General features: G+C 71.5%; 18 protein-coding genes. 4 read left to right on the top strand and 14 right to left on the bottom strand.

Translation table 11 applies throughout. The features are described from left to right. Nucleotides 1–45: 45 nt before the first annotated feature. From purE to FLX07_RS08760, 3 genes are read right to left on the bottom strand one after another with little or no spacing between them, the layout of a single operon-like run. Complete coding sequence (gene purE / locus FLX07_RS08770; protein WP_142569386.1) at nt 46–561, bottom strand: 5-(carboxyamino)imidazole ribonucleotide mutase; 516 nt, start codon at nt 559–561, stop codon at nt 46–48. Further along, on the bottom strand, nt 554–1,720 hold the full coding sequence (locus tag FLX07_RS08765) for a 5-(carboxyamino)imidazole ribonucleotide synthase (RefSeq protein ID WP_142569384.1): 1,167 nt from the start codon (nt 1,718–1,720) through the stop codon (nt 554–556). Before FLX07_RS08765 ends, purE begins: the two co-directional genes overlap by 8 nt. Before the next feature lie 36 nt (nt 1,721–1,756). Then, nucleotides 1,757–2,743 (bottom strand): hypothetical protein, encoded by a 987-nt coding sequence (locus FLX07_RS08760; RefSeq protein ID WP_142569382.1) that lies wholly within the window; start codon nt 2,741–2,743, stop codon nt 1,757–1,759. 242 nt (nt 2,744–2,985) lie between these two features. On the opposite strand from FLX07_RS08760, the gene FLX07_RS08755 reads away from it, so the two are divergent. Then, complete coding sequence (locus FLX07_RS08755) at nt 2,986–3,504, top strand: GtrA family protein (protein WP_142569380.1); 519 nt, start codon at nt 2,986–2,988, stop codon at nt 3,502–3,504. Nucleotides 3,505–3,512: 8 nt separating this feature from the next. On the opposite strand, the gene FLX07_RS08750 is transcribed toward FLX07_RS08755, so the two are convergent. The 8 genes from FLX07_RS08750 to FLX07_RS08715 form a co-directional block, all read right to left on the bottom strand. Then, a complete protein-coding gene (locus FLX07_RS08750; RefSeq protein ID WP_167748164.1) occupies nt 3,513–4,784 on the bottom strand; it encodes a sensor histidine kinase in 1,272 nt (423 codons plus the stop codon). A gap of 35 nt (nt 4,785–4,819) precedes the next feature. Continuing rightward, on the bottom strand, nt 4,820–5,488 hold the full coding sequence (locus FLX07_RS08745; protein WP_030451323.1) for a response regulator transcription factor: 669 nt from the start codon (nt 5,486–5,488) through the stop codon (nt 4,820–4,822). Between the two features lie 380 nt (nt 5,489–5,868). Further along, nucleotides 5,869–6,351, bottom strand: coding sequence for a bacterioferritin (gene bfr, locus FLX07_RS08740; RefSeq protein ID WP_142569378.1), 483 nt, complete (start codon nt 6,349–6,351; stop codon nt 5,869–5,871). 13 nt (nt 6,352–6,364) lie between these two features. Continuing rightward, nucleotides 6,365–6,544, bottom strand: a complete 180-nt coding sequence (locus tag FLX07_RS08735) for a (2Fe-2S)-binding protein (protein WP_142569376.1) — start codon at nt 6,542–6,544, stop codon at nt 6,365–6,367. A 149-nt stretch (nt 6,545–6,693) separates the two neighbouring features. Further along, on the bottom strand, nt 6,694–7,779 hold the full coding sequence (locus FLX07_RS08730) for an S-(hydroxymethyl)mycothiol dehydrogenase (protein WP_142569374.1): 1,086 nt from the start codon (nt 7,777–7,779) through the stop codon (nt 6,694–6,696). 10 nt (nt 7,780–7,789) lie between these two features. Further along, entirely contained in the window at nt 7,790–8,800 is a 1,011-nt protein-coding gene (locus FLX07_RS08725; RefSeq protein WP_229689540.1) for an adenylate/guanylate cyclase domain-containing protein, read from the bottom strand. A gap of 36 nt (nt 8,801–8,836) precedes the next feature. Next, nucleotides 8,837–9,349, bottom strand: coding sequence for a PH domain-containing protein (locus tag FLX07_RS08720; protein WP_142569373.1), 513 nt, complete (start codon nt 9,347–9,349; stop codon nt 8,837–8,839). Between the two features lie 130 nt (nt 9,350–9,479). Then, nucleotides 9,480–10,325 carry a biotin--[acetyl-CoA-carboxylase] ligase gene (locus FLX07_RS08715; RefSeq protein WP_142569370.1) on the bottom strand — a complete coding sequence of 282 codons (846 nt, stop codon included), beginning with the start codon at nt 10,323–10,325 and terminating at the stop codon, nt 9,480–9,482. A 194-nt stretch (nt 10,326–10,519) separates the two neighbouring features. On the opposite strand from FLX07_RS08715, the gene fdhD reads away from it, so the two are divergent. Continuing rightward, a complete protein-coding gene (fdhD, locus tag FLX07_RS08710; RefSeq protein ID WP_142569368.1) occupies nt 10,520–11,404 on the top strand; it encodes a formate dehydrogenase accessory sulfurtransferase FdhD in 885 nt (294 codons plus the stop codon). A 109-nt stretch (nt 11,405–11,513) separates the two neighbouring features. On the opposite strand, the gene FLX07_RS08705 is transcribed toward fdhD, so the two are convergent. The 3 genes from FLX07_RS08705 to FLX07_RS08695 all read right to left on the bottom strand — a co-directional run bounded on the left by FLX07_RS08705 (nt 11,514) and on the right by FLX07_RS08695 (nt 16,584). Further along, nucleotides 11,514–14,150 (bottom strand): phosphoenolpyruvate carboxylase, encoded by a 2,637-nt coding sequence (locus tag FLX07_RS08705; protein ID WP_142569365.1) that lies wholly within the window; start codon nt 14,148–14,150, stop codon nt 11,514–11,516. 110 nt (nt 14,151–14,260) lie between these two features. Further along, the gene (locus FLX07_RS08700; RefSeq protein WP_229689539.1) at nt 14,261–15,844 is read right to left on the bottom strand and encodes a hypothetical protein; all 1,584 of its coding nucleotides are present in this window, start codon (nt 15,842–15,844) and stop codon (nt 14,261–14,263) included. Beyond that, nucleotides 15,823–16,584: an ABC transporter ATP-binding protein gene (locus tag FLX07_RS08695; protein ID WP_142569363.1), complete on the bottom strand. Its 762-nt coding sequence runs from the start codon at nt 16,582–16,584 to the stop codon at nt 15,823–15,825. The genes FLX07_RS08700 and FLX07_RS08695 overlap by 22 nt, the downstream gene beginning before the upstream one ends. A gap of 223 nt (nt 16,585–16,807) precedes the next feature. Here FLX07_RS08695 and FLX07_RS08690 point away from each other — a divergent pair, with 223 nt between their 5' ends. Beyond that, on the top strand, nt 16,808–18,397 hold the full coding sequence (locus tag FLX07_RS08690) for an acyl-CoA carboxylase subunit beta (protein ID WP_142569361.1): 1,590 nt from the start codon (nt 16,808–16,810) through the stop codon (nt 18,395–18,397). Continuing rightward, nucleotides 18,394–18,630: an acyl-CoA carboxylase epsilon subunit gene (locus FLX07_RS08685; protein WP_142569359.1), complete on the top strand. Its 237-nt coding sequence runs from the start codon at nt 18,394–18,396 to the stop codon at nt 18,628–18,630. Before FLX07_RS08690 ends, FLX07_RS08685 begins: the two co-directional genes overlap by 4 nt. The last annotated feature ends 105 nt before the right edge of the window (nt 18,631–18,735 follow it).

Raw genomic sequence — 18,735 nt, 5'->3', positions numbered from 1 at the left:
GGACGGCTGTCCACCCCGCCGCGGGCGGCCGCGGGGGGACGAGAACTACCGGCTCAGTTGTGACGCCTCGGCGCGCAGGCGCTCGCCCTTGGCGTGCGCCTGGTCCCGCAGGGTGACCTGGAACTCCTCCATCCGCCGCCGCAGCCCCTCATCCGAGGCCGCCAGGATCCGTACGGCGAGCAGTCCCGCGTTGCGGGCCCCGCCGACGGCGACGGTCGCCACGGGCACCCCGGCCGGCATCTGGACGATCGACAGCAGTGAATCCATGCCGTCCAGATACTTCAGCGGCACCGGGACGCCGATCACGGGCAGCGGGGTGACCGAGGCCAGCATGCCCGGCAGGTGGGCCGCGCCGCCGGCGCCCGCGATGATCACCTTCAGTCCGCGCCCGGCGGCGCGGGAGCCGTACTCGATCATCTCCGCGGGCATGCGGTGCGCCGACACCACGTCGGCCTCGAACGACACGCCGAACTCCGCGACCGCCTCGGCGGCCTGCCGCATCACCGGCCAGTCCGAGTCGCTCCCCATGACGATCCCAACAGCTGGCCCGACGTCAGGCATCCACAGGTCCTCTCAGGCAGGTGACGGCGTGGTGAGCGCGGGCCCGCACCTCGTCGAGGTCGGTCCCGAGGGCGGTGACGTGCCCGATCTTGCGGCCGGGCCGGACGTCCTTGCCGTAGAAGTGGATCTTGATGCCCGGGTCGTTGGCCATCACGTGCTCATACCGGGAGTACACGTCGGGGTCGGGGCCGCCGAGCAGGTTGGCCATGACGACGACCGGCGCGGTCATCGACGGCGACCCGAGAGGCAGGTCGAGCACGGCCCGCAGGTGCTGCTCGAACTGCGAGGTGCGGGCGCCCTCGATCGTCCAGTGGCCGCTGTTGTGGGGGCGCATGGCCAGCTCGTTGACCACGAACCCGGACTTCGTGACGAACATCTCGACCGCGAGGAGCCCGGTCACGCCGAGGTCGCGGGCGATCGTGAGCGCGACACGCTGGGCGACCGCCGCCTCCTCCTCCCCCAGGCCGGGCGCGGGCGCGATGACCTCGACGCAGATGCCGTCCTTCTGCACGGTCTCGACCACGGGATAGCTGACGCCCTGGCCGTGCGGGGACCTGGCCACCAGCACGGCGACCTCCCGCTCGAACGGGACGAACGCCTCGGCCAGCAGGGCCACACCGGTGGCGAGCACCTCGCGCGCCTCGGCGGGGGTCTCGCACACCCACACGCCCCGGCCGTCGTAGCCGCCGCGCACGGCCTTCAGCACGACCGGCCAGCCGTGCTCCTCGGCGAACGTCTCCACACCCGCCAGGTCCTCGACGCGGGCCCAGGCCGGGCAGGGCGCGCCGATCGCGGTGAGCCGCTCCCGCATGACCCCCTTGTCCTGCGCGTGGACCAGGGCGTCCGCCCCGGGGTGTACGGCGTGGCCGTCGGCGGCCAGGGCCTGGATGTGCTCGGTCGGCACGTGCTCGTGGTCGAAGGTGACGGCGTCGCACCCCTTCGCGAACTCCCGCAGATCGGCGAGGTCGCGGTAGTCGCCGAGCCGGGTGTCCACGATCACCTTGGCGGCGCTCTCGTCACGGGTGTTCGCGAGCACGCGCAGGTCGATGCCGAGCGCGATCGCGGCCTGCTGTGTCATCCTCGCCAGCTGGCCCGCGCCGACCATGCCCACCACGGGCGCGGTCACGGGTGCGGAAGGGGGAACGTTCGGGCTGTTCACGACACGTCAGCCTACCTATTGCGCGGCGAACCCCCGTCAGCCGGACCCCTGGCCGGAGCCCTCGGCGATGTCGGCGAGGACCCGGCGCATGCCGACCGTCGTCATCGTGTTGTCCTTCGCCACCCTGGTGGCCAGCACCAGGATCTCGCTGCCGGTGACGGTCGTGGCCGCGCCGCCGGTGAAGGCGCGTACGTCGGCGGCTCGGTAGCGGGGATGAGCGAGGGAGGCACGGCCCGAGCGCGGTTTCTGCGTGAAGACGACACGCAGCGCGTGGAACACCAGCGAACCGCCGCCGGGCAGCGCGAGCGCGCGGGCCGGTCCCTCGATGCGCACGTCGGTGGACAGGTGATCGGGACGGACCCTGCCGGGGGCGCGGACCAGTTCCGCGAGAAGGCGGCGCATGGGATCGCCGGAGGCGAAGCGCACCCCGCTGACCCCGTTCCCGTTCACTCCGGTGGGATCGGTCAGGAACGCGACGTGCCGGGTGGGCGCGAGCCGCGCCCCGACGGCCGCGCGCGGGTCGGAGACGGCATCGACCGCCGTGCCGTCCACGCCGCCCTCCGCCTCGGGCGCCTTGCCGACGAGCGGAATCGGCCCGGCGCCGAGCCGCCATCGGCCGTCCGCCCGTACGAAGACGAAGTAGGCCGGCGCGGGCTTGCGGGCCAGCACGGCGAACCAGGCGCCGTCCTCGCCGTCCTCCCCGGCGGGCAGCAGGAACTCCGGATCCCCATAGGCGCGGAGGGCGGGCGCCGAGCGGCCCTCGCGCGCGGCCGCGCAGACGCGGCTCCCGACGGTGCGCTCCATGCCGGTCGTGAGCTGTTCGATCTCGCCGCAGTCCCGGTCCTTCCAGGCGCCGGACAGGTCGCCGAGGCCGTCGAAGGCCGCCAGCGCGTCGGCCGTGCCGATCTCGACCGTCGCCGGGGACGTGGCACCGGGCTCGGGCGGGGTCTCACGCACGCCCTCGGTCCCACACCCCGCGAGCAGGACGAGGCCGAGACCGAGGGCCGTGAGTCTGCGCAACACGAGAAAGGCCACCCCTCCAGAACGCGCGCGTCCCCGAACGAAGTGATCCTGGTCGGGCGAGAGCGTAGTGCGAAGAGCGCCCGCTCATCCTAGATAGCAGGATTTTTCTTGAAATGTTCTTCAATGACCTGGGACGAAGCGGGCGAAGGTTGCGGCAAGACCCCGATTTGTGCCTGCGGCCGGTAGCCTGAGAAGACCTCGCCGCCGACCGAGGCCGCTGATCAGGAAGGACCGTGCGGGACGTGCAGCTTCTACGACGCGCCTACGAGCGGTTCGCCGCGCTCATCCACGAGTTGATCAAGTTCGGTCTGGTGGGCGCGATCGCGTTCGTCATCGACTTCGGCGGCGCCAACCTGCTGCGGTTCGGCATCGGCATGGGCCCACTGTTTTCGAAGGTCGTGGCCACGATCGTCGCCGCCACGTTCGCGTACATGGGCAACCGCTTCTGGACCTATCGGCACCGCCAGCAGAGCGGCCTGGCACGCGAGTACATTCTGTTCTTCCTGCTGAACGGCATCGGCCTGCTGCCCTCGCTCCTCGCCATCGGTTTCGTGACGTACACGCTGGGCCTGCACGACACGCTGAGCTACAACGTCGCCCAGGCCGTCGGCCTGGTGCTCGGCACGCTGTTCCGCCTCTGGTCGTACAAGAAGTGGGTGTTCCTGGCGGCCCCGGAACTGGCCGAGGACTCCGTCGAAGGGGCCGGCGCGCGACCCCACCCCGATGTGAAGGCACAGGCCGACCCCCTCACCACCCCCTGAACCATTCGTCAGGCGGGACCGCTCACGACGCGGTGATGACGCCCGCTGTCACGGGTGTGACGTAAGAAGATGGCGAAGGTCGCCGGGCGGCGCTTGACCAGCTCCAGCCGCCCTCCGTCGGCCGCCACCAGGGCACGCGCGAGGGTGAGCCCCAGGCCCGTGCCGCCTCCCCCGCTCACGCTCCGCTCGAACACCCGGTGGCCGAGTGCCTCCGGGATGCCCGGGCCCTCGTCGGCCACCTCGATCACCACAGACCTGCCCGTACTCGATGTGTTGATCGTCAGCACGCCGTCGCCGTGCTTGAGGGAGTTCTCCAGCAGGGTGGACAGCACCTGGCTGAGCCCGCCGGTCGTGCCGAGCGCGCTGAGGCCCCGGTCGCCCGCGAGCACCAGCGACCGGTGGGCCCGGCGGAACGCCGGCTCCCATTCGACGATCTGCTGCCCCACCACGTCGTCCACGTCGATCGGCGCCGCCTGGGCGTGCCGCTGCCTGCGGGCGGCGGCCAGTAACTCGTCGATCACGGCGGTCAGCCGCTCGACCTGCACGACCGCGGCCTCGCCCTCCTCGCGGACCACCTCGGGCTGGTCGGCCGCCGCGACGATCTCCTCCAGGCGCATGCTCAGCCCCGTCAGCGGCGTGCGCAGCTGGTGGGAGGCGTCGGTCGCGAACTCGCGCTCCCGCGCGAGCAGGTCGGAGATCCGCAACGCGCTGCGGTCCAGCACCTCGGCCACGAGGTCCAGCTCGGGGATGCCGTAGCGGTGCCTGCTCGGCCTCGCGTCGCCCGAGCCGAGCCGCTCCGCGATCCTGGTGAGATCTTGGAGCGGCAGGCTCAGGCGACGCGAGGTGACGGTGGCCAGCCCGATCGCGGCCCCGAGGGCCACGACCGCCAGCGCGATGATGAGCACCAGCCGCGCCTGGGTGTCCTGTTGGATCTGGGCCGCGTCGCGGCTGACGCGTACGTAACCGTTCTCGGAGCGCGCCTCCTCGGTCAGGTCGCGGCCCACGAGCGGAGGCGAGCCCACGACGATCGGCGGTTTCCCGCGGACGAACACCTGGAGGTATCGGTCCGGGTAGTTCCGTGCGAGCTGATCCGGACTGATCCCCTGACCCTGGCTGAGCGAATACTCCACTCCCAGCAGCAGCCGGTTCGCGTCCGTGCTGAGCTCCTGGGCGACCTCGTCGTTGAACAAGCGCACGACGACCACACCCAGGGGCACGCCTAACAGCAGTACCGCGATGACCGCGACGAGCAGCATGGAGGAAAGCAGGCGCCGGCGCACGTGCTAGCCCCTCCCCCGCAACCGCCCCACGGCGGCTACTCGCGCTCGAAACGGAAGCCGACCCCTCGGACGGTCGTGATGTAGCGCGGCTTGGCCGCGTCGTCGCCGAGCTTGCGGCGCAGCCACGAGATGTGCATATCGAGTGTCTTCGTCGACCCCCACCAGTTCGTGTCCCACACCTCGCGCATGATCTGCTCGCGGGTGACGACCTTGCCCGCGTCCCGTACGAGCACGCGCAGCAAATCGAACTCCTTGGTGGTCAGGTGCAGTTCCTTGTCTCCCATCCAGGCCCGGCGGGAGTCGGCGTCGATGCGGACGCCTTGCACCACCGGGGTCTCCGATGTTCCGCGCCGGAGCAGTGCCCGCACCCTGGCGAGCAGTTCTGCGAGGCGGAACGGCTTGGTGACGTAGTCGTCGGCCCCGGCGTCGAGTCCGACGACGGTGTCGACTTCGTCGACGCGGGCGGTAAGGATCAGGACCGGAGTCCCGTGTCCCTCCGCGCGAATGCGGCGCGCGACCTCCAGCCCGTCCATCTCTGGAAGGCCGAGGTCGAGAACAATCAGGTCGACGCCCCCCGACAAGGCCCTCTCCAGGGCCTGCGGGCCATCTGGGCTCACCTCCACCTGATAGCCCTCCCGGCGCAGGGCACGCGCCAGTGGCTCGGATATCGAGGTGTCATCCTCGGCGAGAAGTACGCAGGTCATGGTGCGATCGTAGGACCTTGTGCGATCGTTTCCCGGCTACAGCGCGCCTTTTGACTTGTCGTTGACCCATCAATTGACCTGGGCAAACACTGATAAATCCGGGATAGTCAGCACGCAAGCGACGCGATCTTCCACCCAATTTTCGACCATTCCGAACTTCGTCGCTGGAAAGCGGATAATGGCACGAAAAACGCCCGCCGAGACGATGACGGCGGGCGTTGTCCATCTGATTTCGTGTCCGTCCGGAAGCGACGGACCGCGTCGGCGGCCCCAACGACGACCCCACGGCGGCCCCTGCGGCGGCCCGAGCGGCGACACGAAGCGCCAGCCCGAGGCGACGGCCCGAGCGGCGACACGGAGCCCCGGCCGGAAGGCGCCGGCTAGGAGGGCGACGGCGGCTCCGCGTACCGCTGAAGGTACAGCTGCTCGCCCAGGCTCTCCAGGAGGCCCAGCTCGGTCTCCAGGTAGTCGATGTGGTGCTCCTCGTCGGCGAGGATGCGCTCGAAGAGCGTCGCCGAGGTGATGTCTCCCCGCTCCCGCATGAGGGCGATGCCGGGCCGCAGGCGCTTGACCACGCCCAGCTCGAGATCCAGGTCGGCCTGAAGCTGCTCCCTGACGGTCTGGCCGATGTGCAGGGTGTTCAGCTTCTGGTAGTTCGGCAGACCCTCCAGGAACAGGATCCGGTCGGTGAGTTCCTCCGCGTGCCGCATCTCGTCGATGGACTCCGCCCGCGTGATGGCGGCGAGCTTCGTATATCCCCAGTTCTCCTGCAGCTTGGCATGCAGGAAGTACTGGTTGATGGCGGTCAGCTCGGAGGTGAGCTGCTCGTTGAGCAGCGCGATGATCTCTTTGTCGCCCTGCATAAGCTTCCTCGATCTATGCGCTGGTGACCAGGTCCTCTGACCGTTTCAGGATCGCACAGATCTTTCGAACACAAGACGCGCAGTCCCCCCCTGCACCGGTGACGTCCCGCACCTGGCGAGCCGTCTTCGCCCCCTCGGCGATGCAGTCGTGCACCTCGCTCTCGGTGACGGCGCGGCAGACGCAGACGTACATGTATCGCCTCTCTGGGATCTTGAGGAAGGTTAGGCATACCTAAGATAACCCACTTTGGTAAGGCTTGCCTATGTGTTCCACGGCACAGAAAGGGGCGGCACTCCGCAAACGGAAGCGCCGCCCCTCGCGTGAGCGCCCTCGTGCGAGCGTCAGAGCACCACGACCGACCTCAGCACCTCCCCGCGGTGCATCTTGCCGAAGGCCTCCTCGACCTGGTCGAGGCCGATGGTCTCGGAGACGAACCCGTCGAGGTCGAGCCGTCCCTGCAGGTAGAGGTCGATCAGCATGGGGAAGTCACGGCTGGGCAGGCAGTCGCCGTACCAGGAGGACTTGAGCGCGCCGCCGCGGCCGAAGACGTCGAGCAGCGGCAGTTCCAGCTGCATCTCCGGGGTCGGCACTCCGACGAGCACGACGGTCCCGGCCAGGTCGCGGGCGTAGAAGGCCTGCTTGTAGGTCTCGGGACGCCCGACCGCCTCGATCACGACGTCGGCGCCGAACCCGCCGGTCAGCTCACGCACGGCCTCCACCGGGTCGGTCTCGCGCGAGTTGACCGTGTGCGTGGCGCCGAAGCCGCGGGCCCATTCGAGCTTGCGGTCGTCCACGTCCACCGCGACGATCGTCCGGGCCCCGGCGAGGTGCGCGCCCGCGATGGCGGCGTTGCCCACGCCGCCGCAGCCGATCACCGCGACCGTGTCGCCGCGGGTCACCCCGCCGGTGTTGATCGCGGCCCCGAGGCCGGCCATCACGCCGCAGCCGAGCAGGCCGGCGACGGCCGGCTTGGCCGCCGGGTTGACCTTCGTGCACTGCCCGGCCGCCACCAGCGTCTTCTCCAGGAAGGCCCCGATGCCGAGCGCCGGGGACAGCGCGGTGCCGTCGGCCAGGGTCATCTTCTGGGTGGCGTTGTGGGTGTTGAAGCAGTACCACGGCCGGCCCCGCAGGCACGCGCGGCACTGCCCGCACACCGCCCGCCAGTTGAGGATCACGTAGTCGCCGGGCTCGACCTCGGTCACGCCGGGGCCGACCGCCTCGACGACGCCCGCGGCCTCGTGCCCGAGGAGGAAGGGGAAGTCGTCGTTGATGCCGCCCTCGCGATAGTGGAGGTCGGTGTGGCAGACCCCGCAGGCCTGCACGTTCACGACCGCCTCGCCGGGCCCCGGGTCCGGCACGACGACCGTCTCCAGCGTCACCGCCTCGCCCTTGCCGCGCGCCACCACACCCTGGACTTCGTACGGCATGTCCCGCACCTCAACTTTCTCGGCTGGATCTTCTCAGAACATACGGCTCCACCACGCCGAGCCCGCGGGCGGGACGGCGGCGGAGCTTGACCAGGTCGACGCCGGGCGCACCGGCGAGGCCCGCGGCCAGCTCGCTGTCGGCCAGGATCGTGCCGGGCCTGGCGATGGCCGTCAGCCGGGCCGCCAGGTTGACGGTCGTGCCGAAGACGTCGCCCATCGCCGGGAGCACCGGGCCGTACGCCAGCCCGACCCGCACGTCGGGCCCCTCGACGTCCCGTTTGAGCTCGTCGAGCAGGTCGAGCGCGATGAGGGCCGCGGTCCTCGGGTCGGCGGCGGTGAAGAGCACCTCGTCGCCGAGCGTCTTGACCAGCCGGCCGTCATGGGCGGCGATCACGTCGGAGGCCCGCGACTCGAATCCCTCCACCAGGTCGGCCAGCGCCAGCTCGTCCAGATCCCGGGACACGCGGGTGAAGGCGACGAGGTCGGCGAACCCCACCCCGAGCCTGGGCCGGGTCGGGGCGGCGTCCCCGTCCGGCTCGTCGGGCTCGGCGAGGCTGACCAGCCGGCTCGCGGTCGCGGCGAGCTGTGACCGCCAGACGTGCACCAGCGTCTGCTCGAAGTCCGGCAGCAGGCGGCTGACCGTGTCCATCACCTGCCGGAGCCGCTGCTCCCCCGGCCGGGCGCCGGGCTCGATCAGCGCGTCCACCATGATCTCGGCCTGCCACTCCGCGAGTCGCGCGGTGTTGCGGCCGAGGGCCCTGGCCATGCGGATCACGGACCGCTCGTCGAGCGTCTCCGCGTCCAGCAGGTCGCGGATGCGGTGCAGGGCCTCCAGATCGGCGTCGGTGAACGCCACCGCGTCGTCGGCGAACGTCGCGAAGCCGAGGGCCCGCCAGATCCGGGCGGCGAGGTCCTGCGGGATCCCGGCCGCCTCGGCGACCTGCCGCCGCGTGTACACCGGCGGCGGCCCCAGGAACAGCCGCCGCATGTCGTCGGCGCCGGGCCGCCCGCTTGTCTCCACGTCTCCCTCCCCGTACGGCACGTGGTCCGCGCCGCGCTAGTCCCCGTCGATGTTCCCGTCCGCGGCGTCCTCCACCAGCCGGAACAGCTCGTGCCGTACGCGCTGGATCTGGGGGATGTCGCGGTAGTCGATGTCGCCCTTCTCCGACGCCGACTCGACCCGGAGTGTGCCGCATCCCAGGATGCGCTCCAGGAGCCGCTGGTCGGAGCTCACGCTGCTCACCTTGGCGAGTGGGATGTCGTCCTCCGACTTGTTCAGCACTCCCGTGCTGATCGCGAAGCGGTGCGAGGTCAGCGTGTAGGACGTCGTCACCCAGCGCAGATAGGGGATGATCGTCCACAGGACCAGCGCCACGAAGGCGACCACGGCCACCGCGCCGCGGGCGTACCCCGCGTACTCGTAGTCGCCGGGGATGAAGATGAAGGCCACGACGGCGGCGGCCAGCACGACGATGAGGGCGAGGACCGGAAGGATCAGCCGCTTCCAGTGCGGATGGAACGATAGAACGACCCGCTCGCCGTCGGCCAGGTATTGATCGGGAAGACCCATGGCGCAAATCGTGACACGATCGCCGGTCGATTGCATGTGTTCGCCCGTTCACCCCGGCAGCCCCGTTCACCCCGGCAGCCCCGATCACCCTGGCAGCCCCGATCACTCGGCAGCCCGATCACCCGGCGGCTCAGGCCGGCGGGCCGGTCTCCGGCGACGGACCCTTGCGGACGTGGACGACGTCGCCCGCGCTGAGCGAGTGCTCTCCGTCGCCGGCGCGTACGAGCAGGTGGCCGGACGCGTCGACCCCGGTCGCCAGGCCGGTCAGCACCCGCTCGCCGGGCAGTTCGATCCTGACCTCCTGCCCCACGGTGGACGACCGGGCGAGGTAGGCGGCGCGCAGGCCCGAGGCGTCCGCGTCGCCGTCGGCGGCCTTCCAATCGCGGTAGTGCGACTCGACCTCCCGCAGGATCGCGCGCAGCAGCGGGTCGCGGTCGGTGCAGGCGGCGTTCTCGACGGCGAGGGACGTGGCCCGTTCCACCGGCAGCTCCTCCGGCCGCAGCGAGACGTTGAGCCCCATGCCGACGACCACCATGCGGTCCACCCGCTCGGCCAGGATCCCGGCGAGCTTGCGCTCCCCCACCATGAGGTCGTTGGGCCACTTGAGCCGCACGTCGACCTCCGCGATCCGCCGTACGGCCGAGGCGGCGGCGATACCGACCAGCAGGGCCAGCCAGCCCTGCCGGGCGAGCGGCACCTCCGGCCGCAGCAGCATCGAGAACGTCAGCCCCGAGCGCGGCGGCGCGGTCCACGGGCGCCCGAGCCTGCCCCGCCCGGCGAACTGCGACTCCGCGACCAGCACGGCGCCCTCCGCCGGGCTCTCGCGCACGGTCCTGGCCAGGTCGGCGTTGGTGGACCCGGTCCGCTCGACGACGCGTACGGACGACCACAGCGAGCCCGGACGCACCAGCGCCAGGGTCAGCGCGGTCTCGGACAGCGGGGGCCGGTCGAGATCGGCGTACGGCGAGTCGGGCACGCGCCCAGGCTATCGGCTGACCTCCTCGGGCTGCTGTCTCCCCTGCTGCGTCCGGTGCGCCGCGACCCGCCTGTGCGCCGGTCGCCCTGATCTCCCCGTTCTTCCCGGGCGCCACCCGGCGGACGATCACCGGCCCGCGGCGTGGCAGGCTGCGTACGGGAAAGAACGGCAGCCATGCCGCCAAGGAGGTTGTGATGGAATGGGACGGCGTGGCGCGGCCCACCGCCCGGTTGGGACCCGTCACGCGATCACGCGTCCGGACGGTCTCCGGATCGGCCGTGCGCGACCGGCGTGACGACCTCGCGACGGAGGAACCGCTGGAGATCCGGCTCCTGGCCGGGGGCGAGAGCCGTACGGTGGCGATCACGATGCGGACGCCGGGCGCGGACTTCGAGCTCGCGGCGGGGTTCCTGCACGGTGAGGGGATCGCCGGTCCCGGCGACATCGCCGCAATCGGCTACTGCACGGACGAGGATCTCGATCCCGAGGCGCGCTACAACACGGTGACCGTGCGGCTCGCCGCCCCGCGACTGCCGGACCTCGCCACGGCGCGGAACTTCCTGACGTCGAGCGCGTGCGGCGTCTGCGGCACCGCGAGCCTCGACGCGTTGCGCGACCGCTGCGCCGTGCCGGCCGTGCGCCCGCCGGTCGCCGTGCCCGCCACGACCCTGTACGGCCTGCCCGACCGGCTGCGGGAGGCCCAGGGGGTCTTCGGCAGGACGGGCGGGCTGCACGGCGCCGGGCTGTTCACCCCCGACGGCGCACCGCTGGCCGTGCGGGAGGACGTGGGGCGGCACAACGCCGTCGACAAGCTCGTCGGCTGGGCGCTGCTCGGCGGCCGGACCCCCCTCGACCGGCACGTCCTGCTGGTCAGCGGCCGGGTCGGCTACGAGATCATGCAGAAGGCCGCGAGCGCCGGGATCCAGATCGTGTGCGCCGTGTCCGCGCCCTCCTCGCTCGCCGTCGACCTGGCGCGCGAGTTCGGCATCACGCTCGTGGGGTTCCTGCGCGAGGAGCGCTTCAACATCTACGCCTGCCCGGAGCGGATCGACGTCGAGCAGGTGGCCGGGACCCCGTGATGCCGGGACCCCGTGATGCCGGGACACCGGGATCCGGACCGGCGGCCGAACCGGGCGGGCGCTCGGGTTCGAGCGCCCGCCCGGTTCGCGCTGAGCAGCCAGCGGGCCGTCAGCCGGTGTTCTGCAGACCGGCCGCGACGCCGTTCACGCTGAGCAGCAGCAGCGTGGACAGGCGCTCGCGCTCCTCCTCCGACAGGTCGCCCGCCGCCCGCAACGCCGACAGCGCCCGCAGCTGGAGGTGACTGAGCGCGTCCACGTAGGGGTCGCGCAGCTGCACGGCCCGCGACAGGACGCGCCGGTTCTCCAGCAGGCGGGCGTGGCCGGTCACCTCCAGCACCAGCCGCCTCGTCAGGTCGTACTCCTCCAGGACCTGCTCGGCGAAGTCCCTCCGGCTGCCCAGGGCCAGGTAGCGGGACGCGATGGGGCGGTCGGTCTTGGCCAGCGACATCTCCGCGTTGTCCAGCAGCGCGGCGAACAGCGGCCACTCCTGGTAGGCCGAGCGCAGTTCGGCCATGCCGCCGTCGGTGACCACGGCGGCCAGGCCGCTGCCCAGGCCGTACCAGCCGGGGAGGTTGACCCGCGTCTGGGCCCACGAGAACACCCACGGGATGGCCCGCAGGTCGTCCAGGGAGCGGGGCGCACCGAGGCCGCGCCGCGCGGGCCGGGAGCCGAGCCGCAGCAAGCCGAGCTCCTCCAGCGGGCTGACCAGCGCGAACCACTCGGGGAAGCCCTCGGCCTCGGTCAGCGACCGATAGGCACGCTCGGAGGCCACGGCCACCGTGTCGGCGAGCCGGCGGAACTTCGCCGCCGCGGCGGCCGTGCTCGACTCCACCCCCGAGGTGGACGCGAGCAGCACGGCGTTGGTGACCTGCTCGATGTGCCGCTTGGCGATCGCCGAGTGGCCGTACCGCGCGAAGATGACCTCGCCCTGCTCGGTGACCTTGAACCGGCCGGCGACCGAGCCGGGCGCCTGCGCGAGCACGGCCCGGTTGGCCGGGCCGCCGCCCCGGCCGAGCGCACCGCCCCGGCCGTGGAAGAGCGTCAGCGTGATGTCGTTGGCCGCGGCCCAGGCGGTGAGGGCCGCCTGCGCGTCGTACAGGCGGAGAGTGGCCGCCGCCGGGCCGAGCTCCTTGGCCGAGTCGGAGTAGCCGAGCATGACCTCCATACGCCGCCCGTTCTCGGCGAGCCGCCGGCGCACGGGCTCCAGGCCGACCATGCCCTCCAGCACGGCGGGGGAGTTGTCGAGGTCCTCGCCCGACTCGAACAGGGGGACCACGTCGAGCACCGGGGCGCGCTCGCCCAGGGCGTGCCTGGCCAGTTCGTAGACCGCCGCGATGTCGTCGGACGAGCGGGTGAACGAGACGACGTAGCGGGAGCAGGCGGCCACGCCGAAGCGCTCCTGGATCCAGCCGATCACCCGGATCGTGGCCAGGACCTCCTCGGTGCGCTCCGAGAGCGTGCCGGAGGCGATCTCCTTGAGCGCCGCCGCGTGCACCGCCGAGTGCTGGCGCACCTCCAGCTCCGCCAGGTGGAAGCCGAACGTCTCGGCCTGCCAGACGAGGTGCTGCAGCTCGCCGTAGGCCTGCCGTACGGCGCCGGCCCCGCGCAGGGAGTCCTGCGCGAGCCGCAGGTCGGTCAGCAGCTCGGCGGGCGCGCGGTAGGCGAGGTCGAGGTCGCGGCGGCGGGTCGCGGCGATCCTGGCCGCCACGAACATCAGCCACTGGCGGTGCGGCTCCCGCGGCGACCGGGTGGCCATCTCCGACACCAGGTCGGGGTGGTCGTCCTCGGCCTGCGCGAGCGCGGCCCGCAGCTCCGCGGACGGCGGCGTGAAGACACTGGCGAGGGTGAGCGACCTCCCGATCCGGGTGGTGGCGTTCTCCAGTGCGATCAGCACGTGCTCGGCCTGGATCTGGATGGCCTCCCTGGTCACCTTGGCGGTGACGTTGGGGTTGCCGTCGCGGTCGCCGCCGATCCAGCTTCCGTAGCGGATGTACGCCTTGGCCAGCGGCTCCCGCGTCCCGGTGCCGGACCCGAGCGCCGCGTCGAGCGAGCGGTAGATCAGTGGCACCGTGCGGAACAGCGTCTCGTCGAACGCCGCCATCGCCGTACGGACCTCGTCCAGCGGGTCGAGCTTGGTGTGGCGGAGCTGGGCGCTGCGCCACAGGATGTCGATCTCCTCAAGCAGCCGCCGGTGGGCCTCCTCCCGCTCGGCGGTGCCCCGTCCGGGCGTGTTGTAGGCGTCGAGCTGGGCGCTGATCCGCTGGATGGCGGTGACGATCGCCCGCCGCCGCGCCTCCGTGGGATGGGCGGTCAGCACGGGCCGGAACTCCAGCCCGTCGATCAGGTCGTGGAGCCGGTCGTCCCCGCGCAGCCGTTGCACGGCCTCCGCGAGGGACTCGCGCAGCGGCACGTCGTCCTTGTCGCGCTGCCGCAGGATGCGGATGCGGTAGTGCTCTTCGGCGAGGTTGGCGAGATGGAAGTAGCAGGTGAAGGCCCGGGCGATCTGCACGGCGCGGTCCACGGGCCATTCGGCCACCAGGGCCGCGACCTCGTCGGCCGTCGTCTCCCGGCGCCGGGCCGCGATCACGGCCTTCCGGAGCCGTTCTACGTCGGCGAGGAGGTCGGGGCCGCCGTGCTCGGCGATCACCTGACCCAGTAGTCCACCCAATAGGCGCACGTCAGCGCGGAGTTCGTCCGGCATCTCCGCTACGGCGTTGTGTCGTTCGGCAGGAGCGATGGCGGCCATGTTTGGAAGGCTAGCGAATCGCGCTCGGGAGCCCGAGGGCGGTCTCACCAATTGGACTAGACCACTCAAACATGTAGCAGACGGTCAGGCGTCCGGACCGCGGAGCACCGTCAGGTGGGGCGGGAGATGGCGGCGAGTATTTCGGGGAGGCGGGCGAAGCCGACGCCGGCGGCGATCCTGCGGCCCGCCCAGGCGGCCGCCACGCCGTACGGCACGGCGAGCACGGCCCACCAGGTCAGGCCGAACAGGACCGGCAGCACGACCGGCAGCATGAGCACGCCGGTGACGAGCGTCGTGGCGAAGGAGATGGCGAACGCCTGCCCGCCCTGCCCAGGAGCGGCGCCGCTGAAGGCGTTCAGGCGATCGGGATAGGTGTACGGCGAGGTCACGCTGGTGAGCGCGCCGACGCCCATGGCGACCCCGAGCACGCCCCAGGCGATCGGGGCCGCGACGAGGGCCCAGACCGCGTCGCCCGCCACCAGGGCGGCGAACAGCGACACCAGGGCCAGCATCGGCACCCCGATGACCGCCATGGCCAGGTGCCGCCCGGCCAGGTCGGTACGCATGTCGCGCGGGGTGGAGAACGCCACGGCGTTCATCCACAGCGACCTGCCGTCGATCCCGAAGGAATTGGCCGCCTGCAGCCCGATCATGACGGCCGCCATGCAGGCGGGCCCCAGCACCGAGCCCAGCCCGGCCCGGCCGTCCTGCCCGTGCAGGGAAAGCGTGATGAGCACGGTGACGAACAGCGCGATGATCCAGTTCACCCGGCCCCGCGGCTCGCGCCCGGCGTACTTCAGTTCCTTGGCGACGACGGCGCCGAGCATGCCGTCGGGCAGGAACCTGCCGATCGAAACCCGTCCGGGCCGCCGGACGGAGCCGCCGCTCCGGGTGGAGGCGTCGGGCCGCACCAGCGCGTGCCGCAGCGCGACGATCCACAGCCACCCCAGCACGACGACCGACATGGCGACGACGATCAGCTCGGCGGCCCCGACGAGGCCGCCGTCGGCGATCGCGTGCGCGGCCAGCCCCGGCGGCGTCCAGCGCAGGACGTCACCCACCGACGCCAGGACCCGCGTGGGGTCGCCCGACAGGCCGCGGTTGACCAGCAGATTCGGCAGCTGGACGAGCAGCACCACGAAGATGGCGGCGACCGCGAGCAGGTCCCGCCCCCGGCGGGTGCGCAGCACGCCGGACAGCGCGGTGGTCACCAGGCGGGAGGCCGTGAGACAGAAGGCGAACTGGAGGACCACCGCGGGCACCCCGAGCAGCACTCCGCCCGGCCCGTGGGCGAGCGCGACCATGCCGCCGAACAGCGCGGCCAGCGAGGCGATCGGCCACGCCCCGGCGGCCGACGCGGCCAGCATGCCGGTCGCGAGCTGCCGGGTGGTCAGCGGGAACACGGCCAGCCGGGCCGGGTCGAGCGTCTCGTCCAGCCCGAACGCCGTCAGCGGCACGATGATCCAGCCGACGGCGAACATCGCGAACGCCGCCGCCACGAGGTCGAGGGCGACGCCGGACGGCGCGAGCCGGATGAGGGACAGCAGCGCGAACCCCGCGACGGCGGCGAGAAGGGCGGCGGCCAGCGAGAAGACGAAACCGGCCTGCTTGCCGGCGTCGCCGCGCAGGCCCCCGCGCACCAGGCTGAGCTTCAGCCGGACGAACAGCCAGGTCATGCCGGCGACCCGAGCCACGACAGGCCCTCTTCGCCGTTGCCGCGCGCGCCGACGAGGTCGAGGAACGCCTCGTTGAGCGTGCGGCCCCGCCGCACGTCGTCGAGCGGGCCCTGCGCGACGACGAGGCCCCGGTTCATCACCGACACCCAGTCGCACAGCCGCTCGACCAGGTCCATCGCATGGCTGGAGAAGACGACGGTGGAGCCCGAGGCGGTGTATCGGCGCAGCACCTCGGTGAGCGTGTTGGCGGAAACGGGGTCGACGCCCTCGAAGGGCTCGTCGAGGAACAGCACGCCCGGGTTGTGCAGCAGCGCCGCCGCGAGGCCGATCTTCTTGCGCATGCCGGTGGAGTAGTCGACCACCAGCTTGTCCTGCGCCTCGACCAGGTCCATGACCTTGAGCAGCTCGTCGGCGCGTTTGCCGACCTCGTCCATGGGGATGCCGCGCAACCGGCCGCCGTACATCAGCAGTTCGCGGCCGGACAGCCGCTCGAACAGCCGCAGGCCCTCGGGCAGCACGCCGATGTGCGCCTTGACGCTGACGGGGTCGGCCCACACGTCGTGGCCGTCGATCTCGATCCGCCCGCCGTCCGGACGCAGCAGCCCGGTGACCATGCTCAGCGTCGTCGTCTTGCCCGCGCCGTTGGGGCCGACCAGGCCGGCGAAGCTGCCCCTCGGCACGACCAGGTCGACCCCGCCGACCGCCGTCTGCTGCCCGAAGCGCTTGTACAACCCCTGCGTACGTACGGCATCCGCCATGGAGCCCCCATTTGTATGAAGCCGTCGTAAAGCCGAACGAACGGCGCACGGGCCGCGTTCCTGTGGACGGTTCCCGCCCGGGCAAATGCGATCCCGGTGAGCGCGACCCGGCGCGACCGCGCGGCGCCGTTCTGGTTAACCTGTCGCCCATGGATTCGACGCGACCCGGCGCGGCGTTCGGGGCCCGAGGGCCGCTGAGCATACGAGGAACGGTGAGCGGGCGATGAGCGCCGAACACGCCCCCGAGATCGACATCCACACCACCGCCGGCAGGCTCGCCGACCTGGAGCGCCGCCGGAGCGAGGCGGCCCACGCCGGTTCCCGGCGCGCGGTGGAGAAACAGCACGCCAAGGGCAAGATGACGGCCCGCGAGCGGCTGGCCGCCTTCCTGGACGAGGGCTCCTTCGTGGAGTTCGACGAGCTGGCCAGGCACCGGGCGACCGCGTTCGGCCTCGACCGCGAACGCCCGTACGGCGACGGGGTCGTGACCGGCTACGGCACCGTGGACGGCCGGCCGGTCGCCGTGTTCGCGCAGGACTTCACCGTGTTCGGCGGCTCGCTGGGCGAGGTCTTCGGCGAGAAGATCGTCAAGGTGATGGACCACGCCCTGAAGACCGGCTGCCCGGTGATCGGCATCAACGACTCGGGCGGCGCGCGCATCCAGGAGGGCGTGGTCTCCCTCGGCCTGTACGCCGAGATCTTCAAGCGCAACGTGCACGCCTCCGGCGTGGTCCCGCAGATCTCGCTGGTCATGGGTCCGTGCGCGGGCGGCGCCGTGTACTCCCCCGCGCTGACCGACTTCGTCCTGATGGTGCAGGAGAAGTCGCACATGTTCATCACCGGGCCGGACGTCATCAAGACCGTGACCGGCGAGGAGGTGACGTTCGAGGAGCTGGGCGGCGCGCACACGCACAACTCGAAGAGCGGCGTCGCCCACTACGAGGCGTCCGACGAGCAGGACTGCCTCGACTTCGCCAGGGCGCTGCTGTCGTATCTGCCGTCCAACAACATGGACGACGCGCCCGCCTTCGACGCCGAGGCGGACCTGGAGACGACCGACGAGGACCGCGAGCTCGACACGCTGATCCCCGACTCGGCCAACCAGCCGTACGACATGCTCACGGTCATCGAGCACGTCCTCGACGACGGCGAGTTCCTGGAGATCCACGCGGGCTTCGCGCCGAACATCGTCGTCGGCTTCGGCCGGGTCGAGGGGCGTTCGGTGGGCGTCGTCGCCAACCAGCCGATGAGCTTCGCCGGGACGCTCGACATCGACGCCTCCGAGAAGGCCGCCCGGTTCGTGCGCACCTGCGACGCCTTCAACATCCCGGTGCTGACCTTCGTCGACGTGCCGGGCTTCCTTCCGGGCACCGGCCAGGAGTGGAACGGCATCATCCGCCGCGGCGCCAAGCTGCTCTACGCCTACGCCGAGGCGACCGTGCCGCTGGTCACCGTCATCACCCGTAAAGCGTACGGTGGGGCATATGACGTGATGGGGTCCAAACACCTCGGCGCGGACGTCAATCTGGCCTGGCCCACCGCCCAGATCGCCGTGATGGGAGCGCAGGGCGCGGTCAACATTCTTTATCGGCGCGAGTTGGCCGCCGCCGACGATCCGGAGGCGGCGCGGGCCCGTTTCATCAGGGAATATGAGGACACGCTGGCAAATCCGTATCTCGCGGCCGAGCGCGGCTACGTGGACGCGGTCATCCGGCCCTCGGACACCCGGGTTCAGATCGTCCGCGCGCTGCGTGCCCTCCGCAACAAGCGGGCCACGCTGCCCCCGAAGAAGCACGGGAACATTCCGCTATGACCAGCCGCGAGCCGTACCTCAGCATCGTCCGGGGGGACGCCACCCCCGAGGAGACCGCCGCCCTCGTCGCCGCGCTGGCGGCCCGAACGGCGGCCCAAACGGCGGCGGGCGATTCCCGGCCGCCGGCACCGCGAACGCGCCCGGGCAACTGGAGGAATCCGGCCCATCGGCTACGTGTGGGGCTTCCGCACGGCCCGGGAGCCTGGCGCGGGGCCGTGTTCCCCGGCGGGTGACACTCTTCCGACGCCATCCGCGACGACTACGGACCGATTACATCGCCGGAACAGGGTGTCAACTGGCTCAAGAGTTGGGACTATCTAGAAAGCGGGGGAATATAG

Source organism: Microbispora bryophytorum, assembly GCF_006874465.1.
GTDB lineage: Bacteria > Actinomycetota > Actinomycetes > Streptosporangiales > Streptosporangiaceae > Microbispora > Microbispora bryophytorum.
This window is presented reverse-complemented; position numbering and strand designations above follow the sequence as displayed.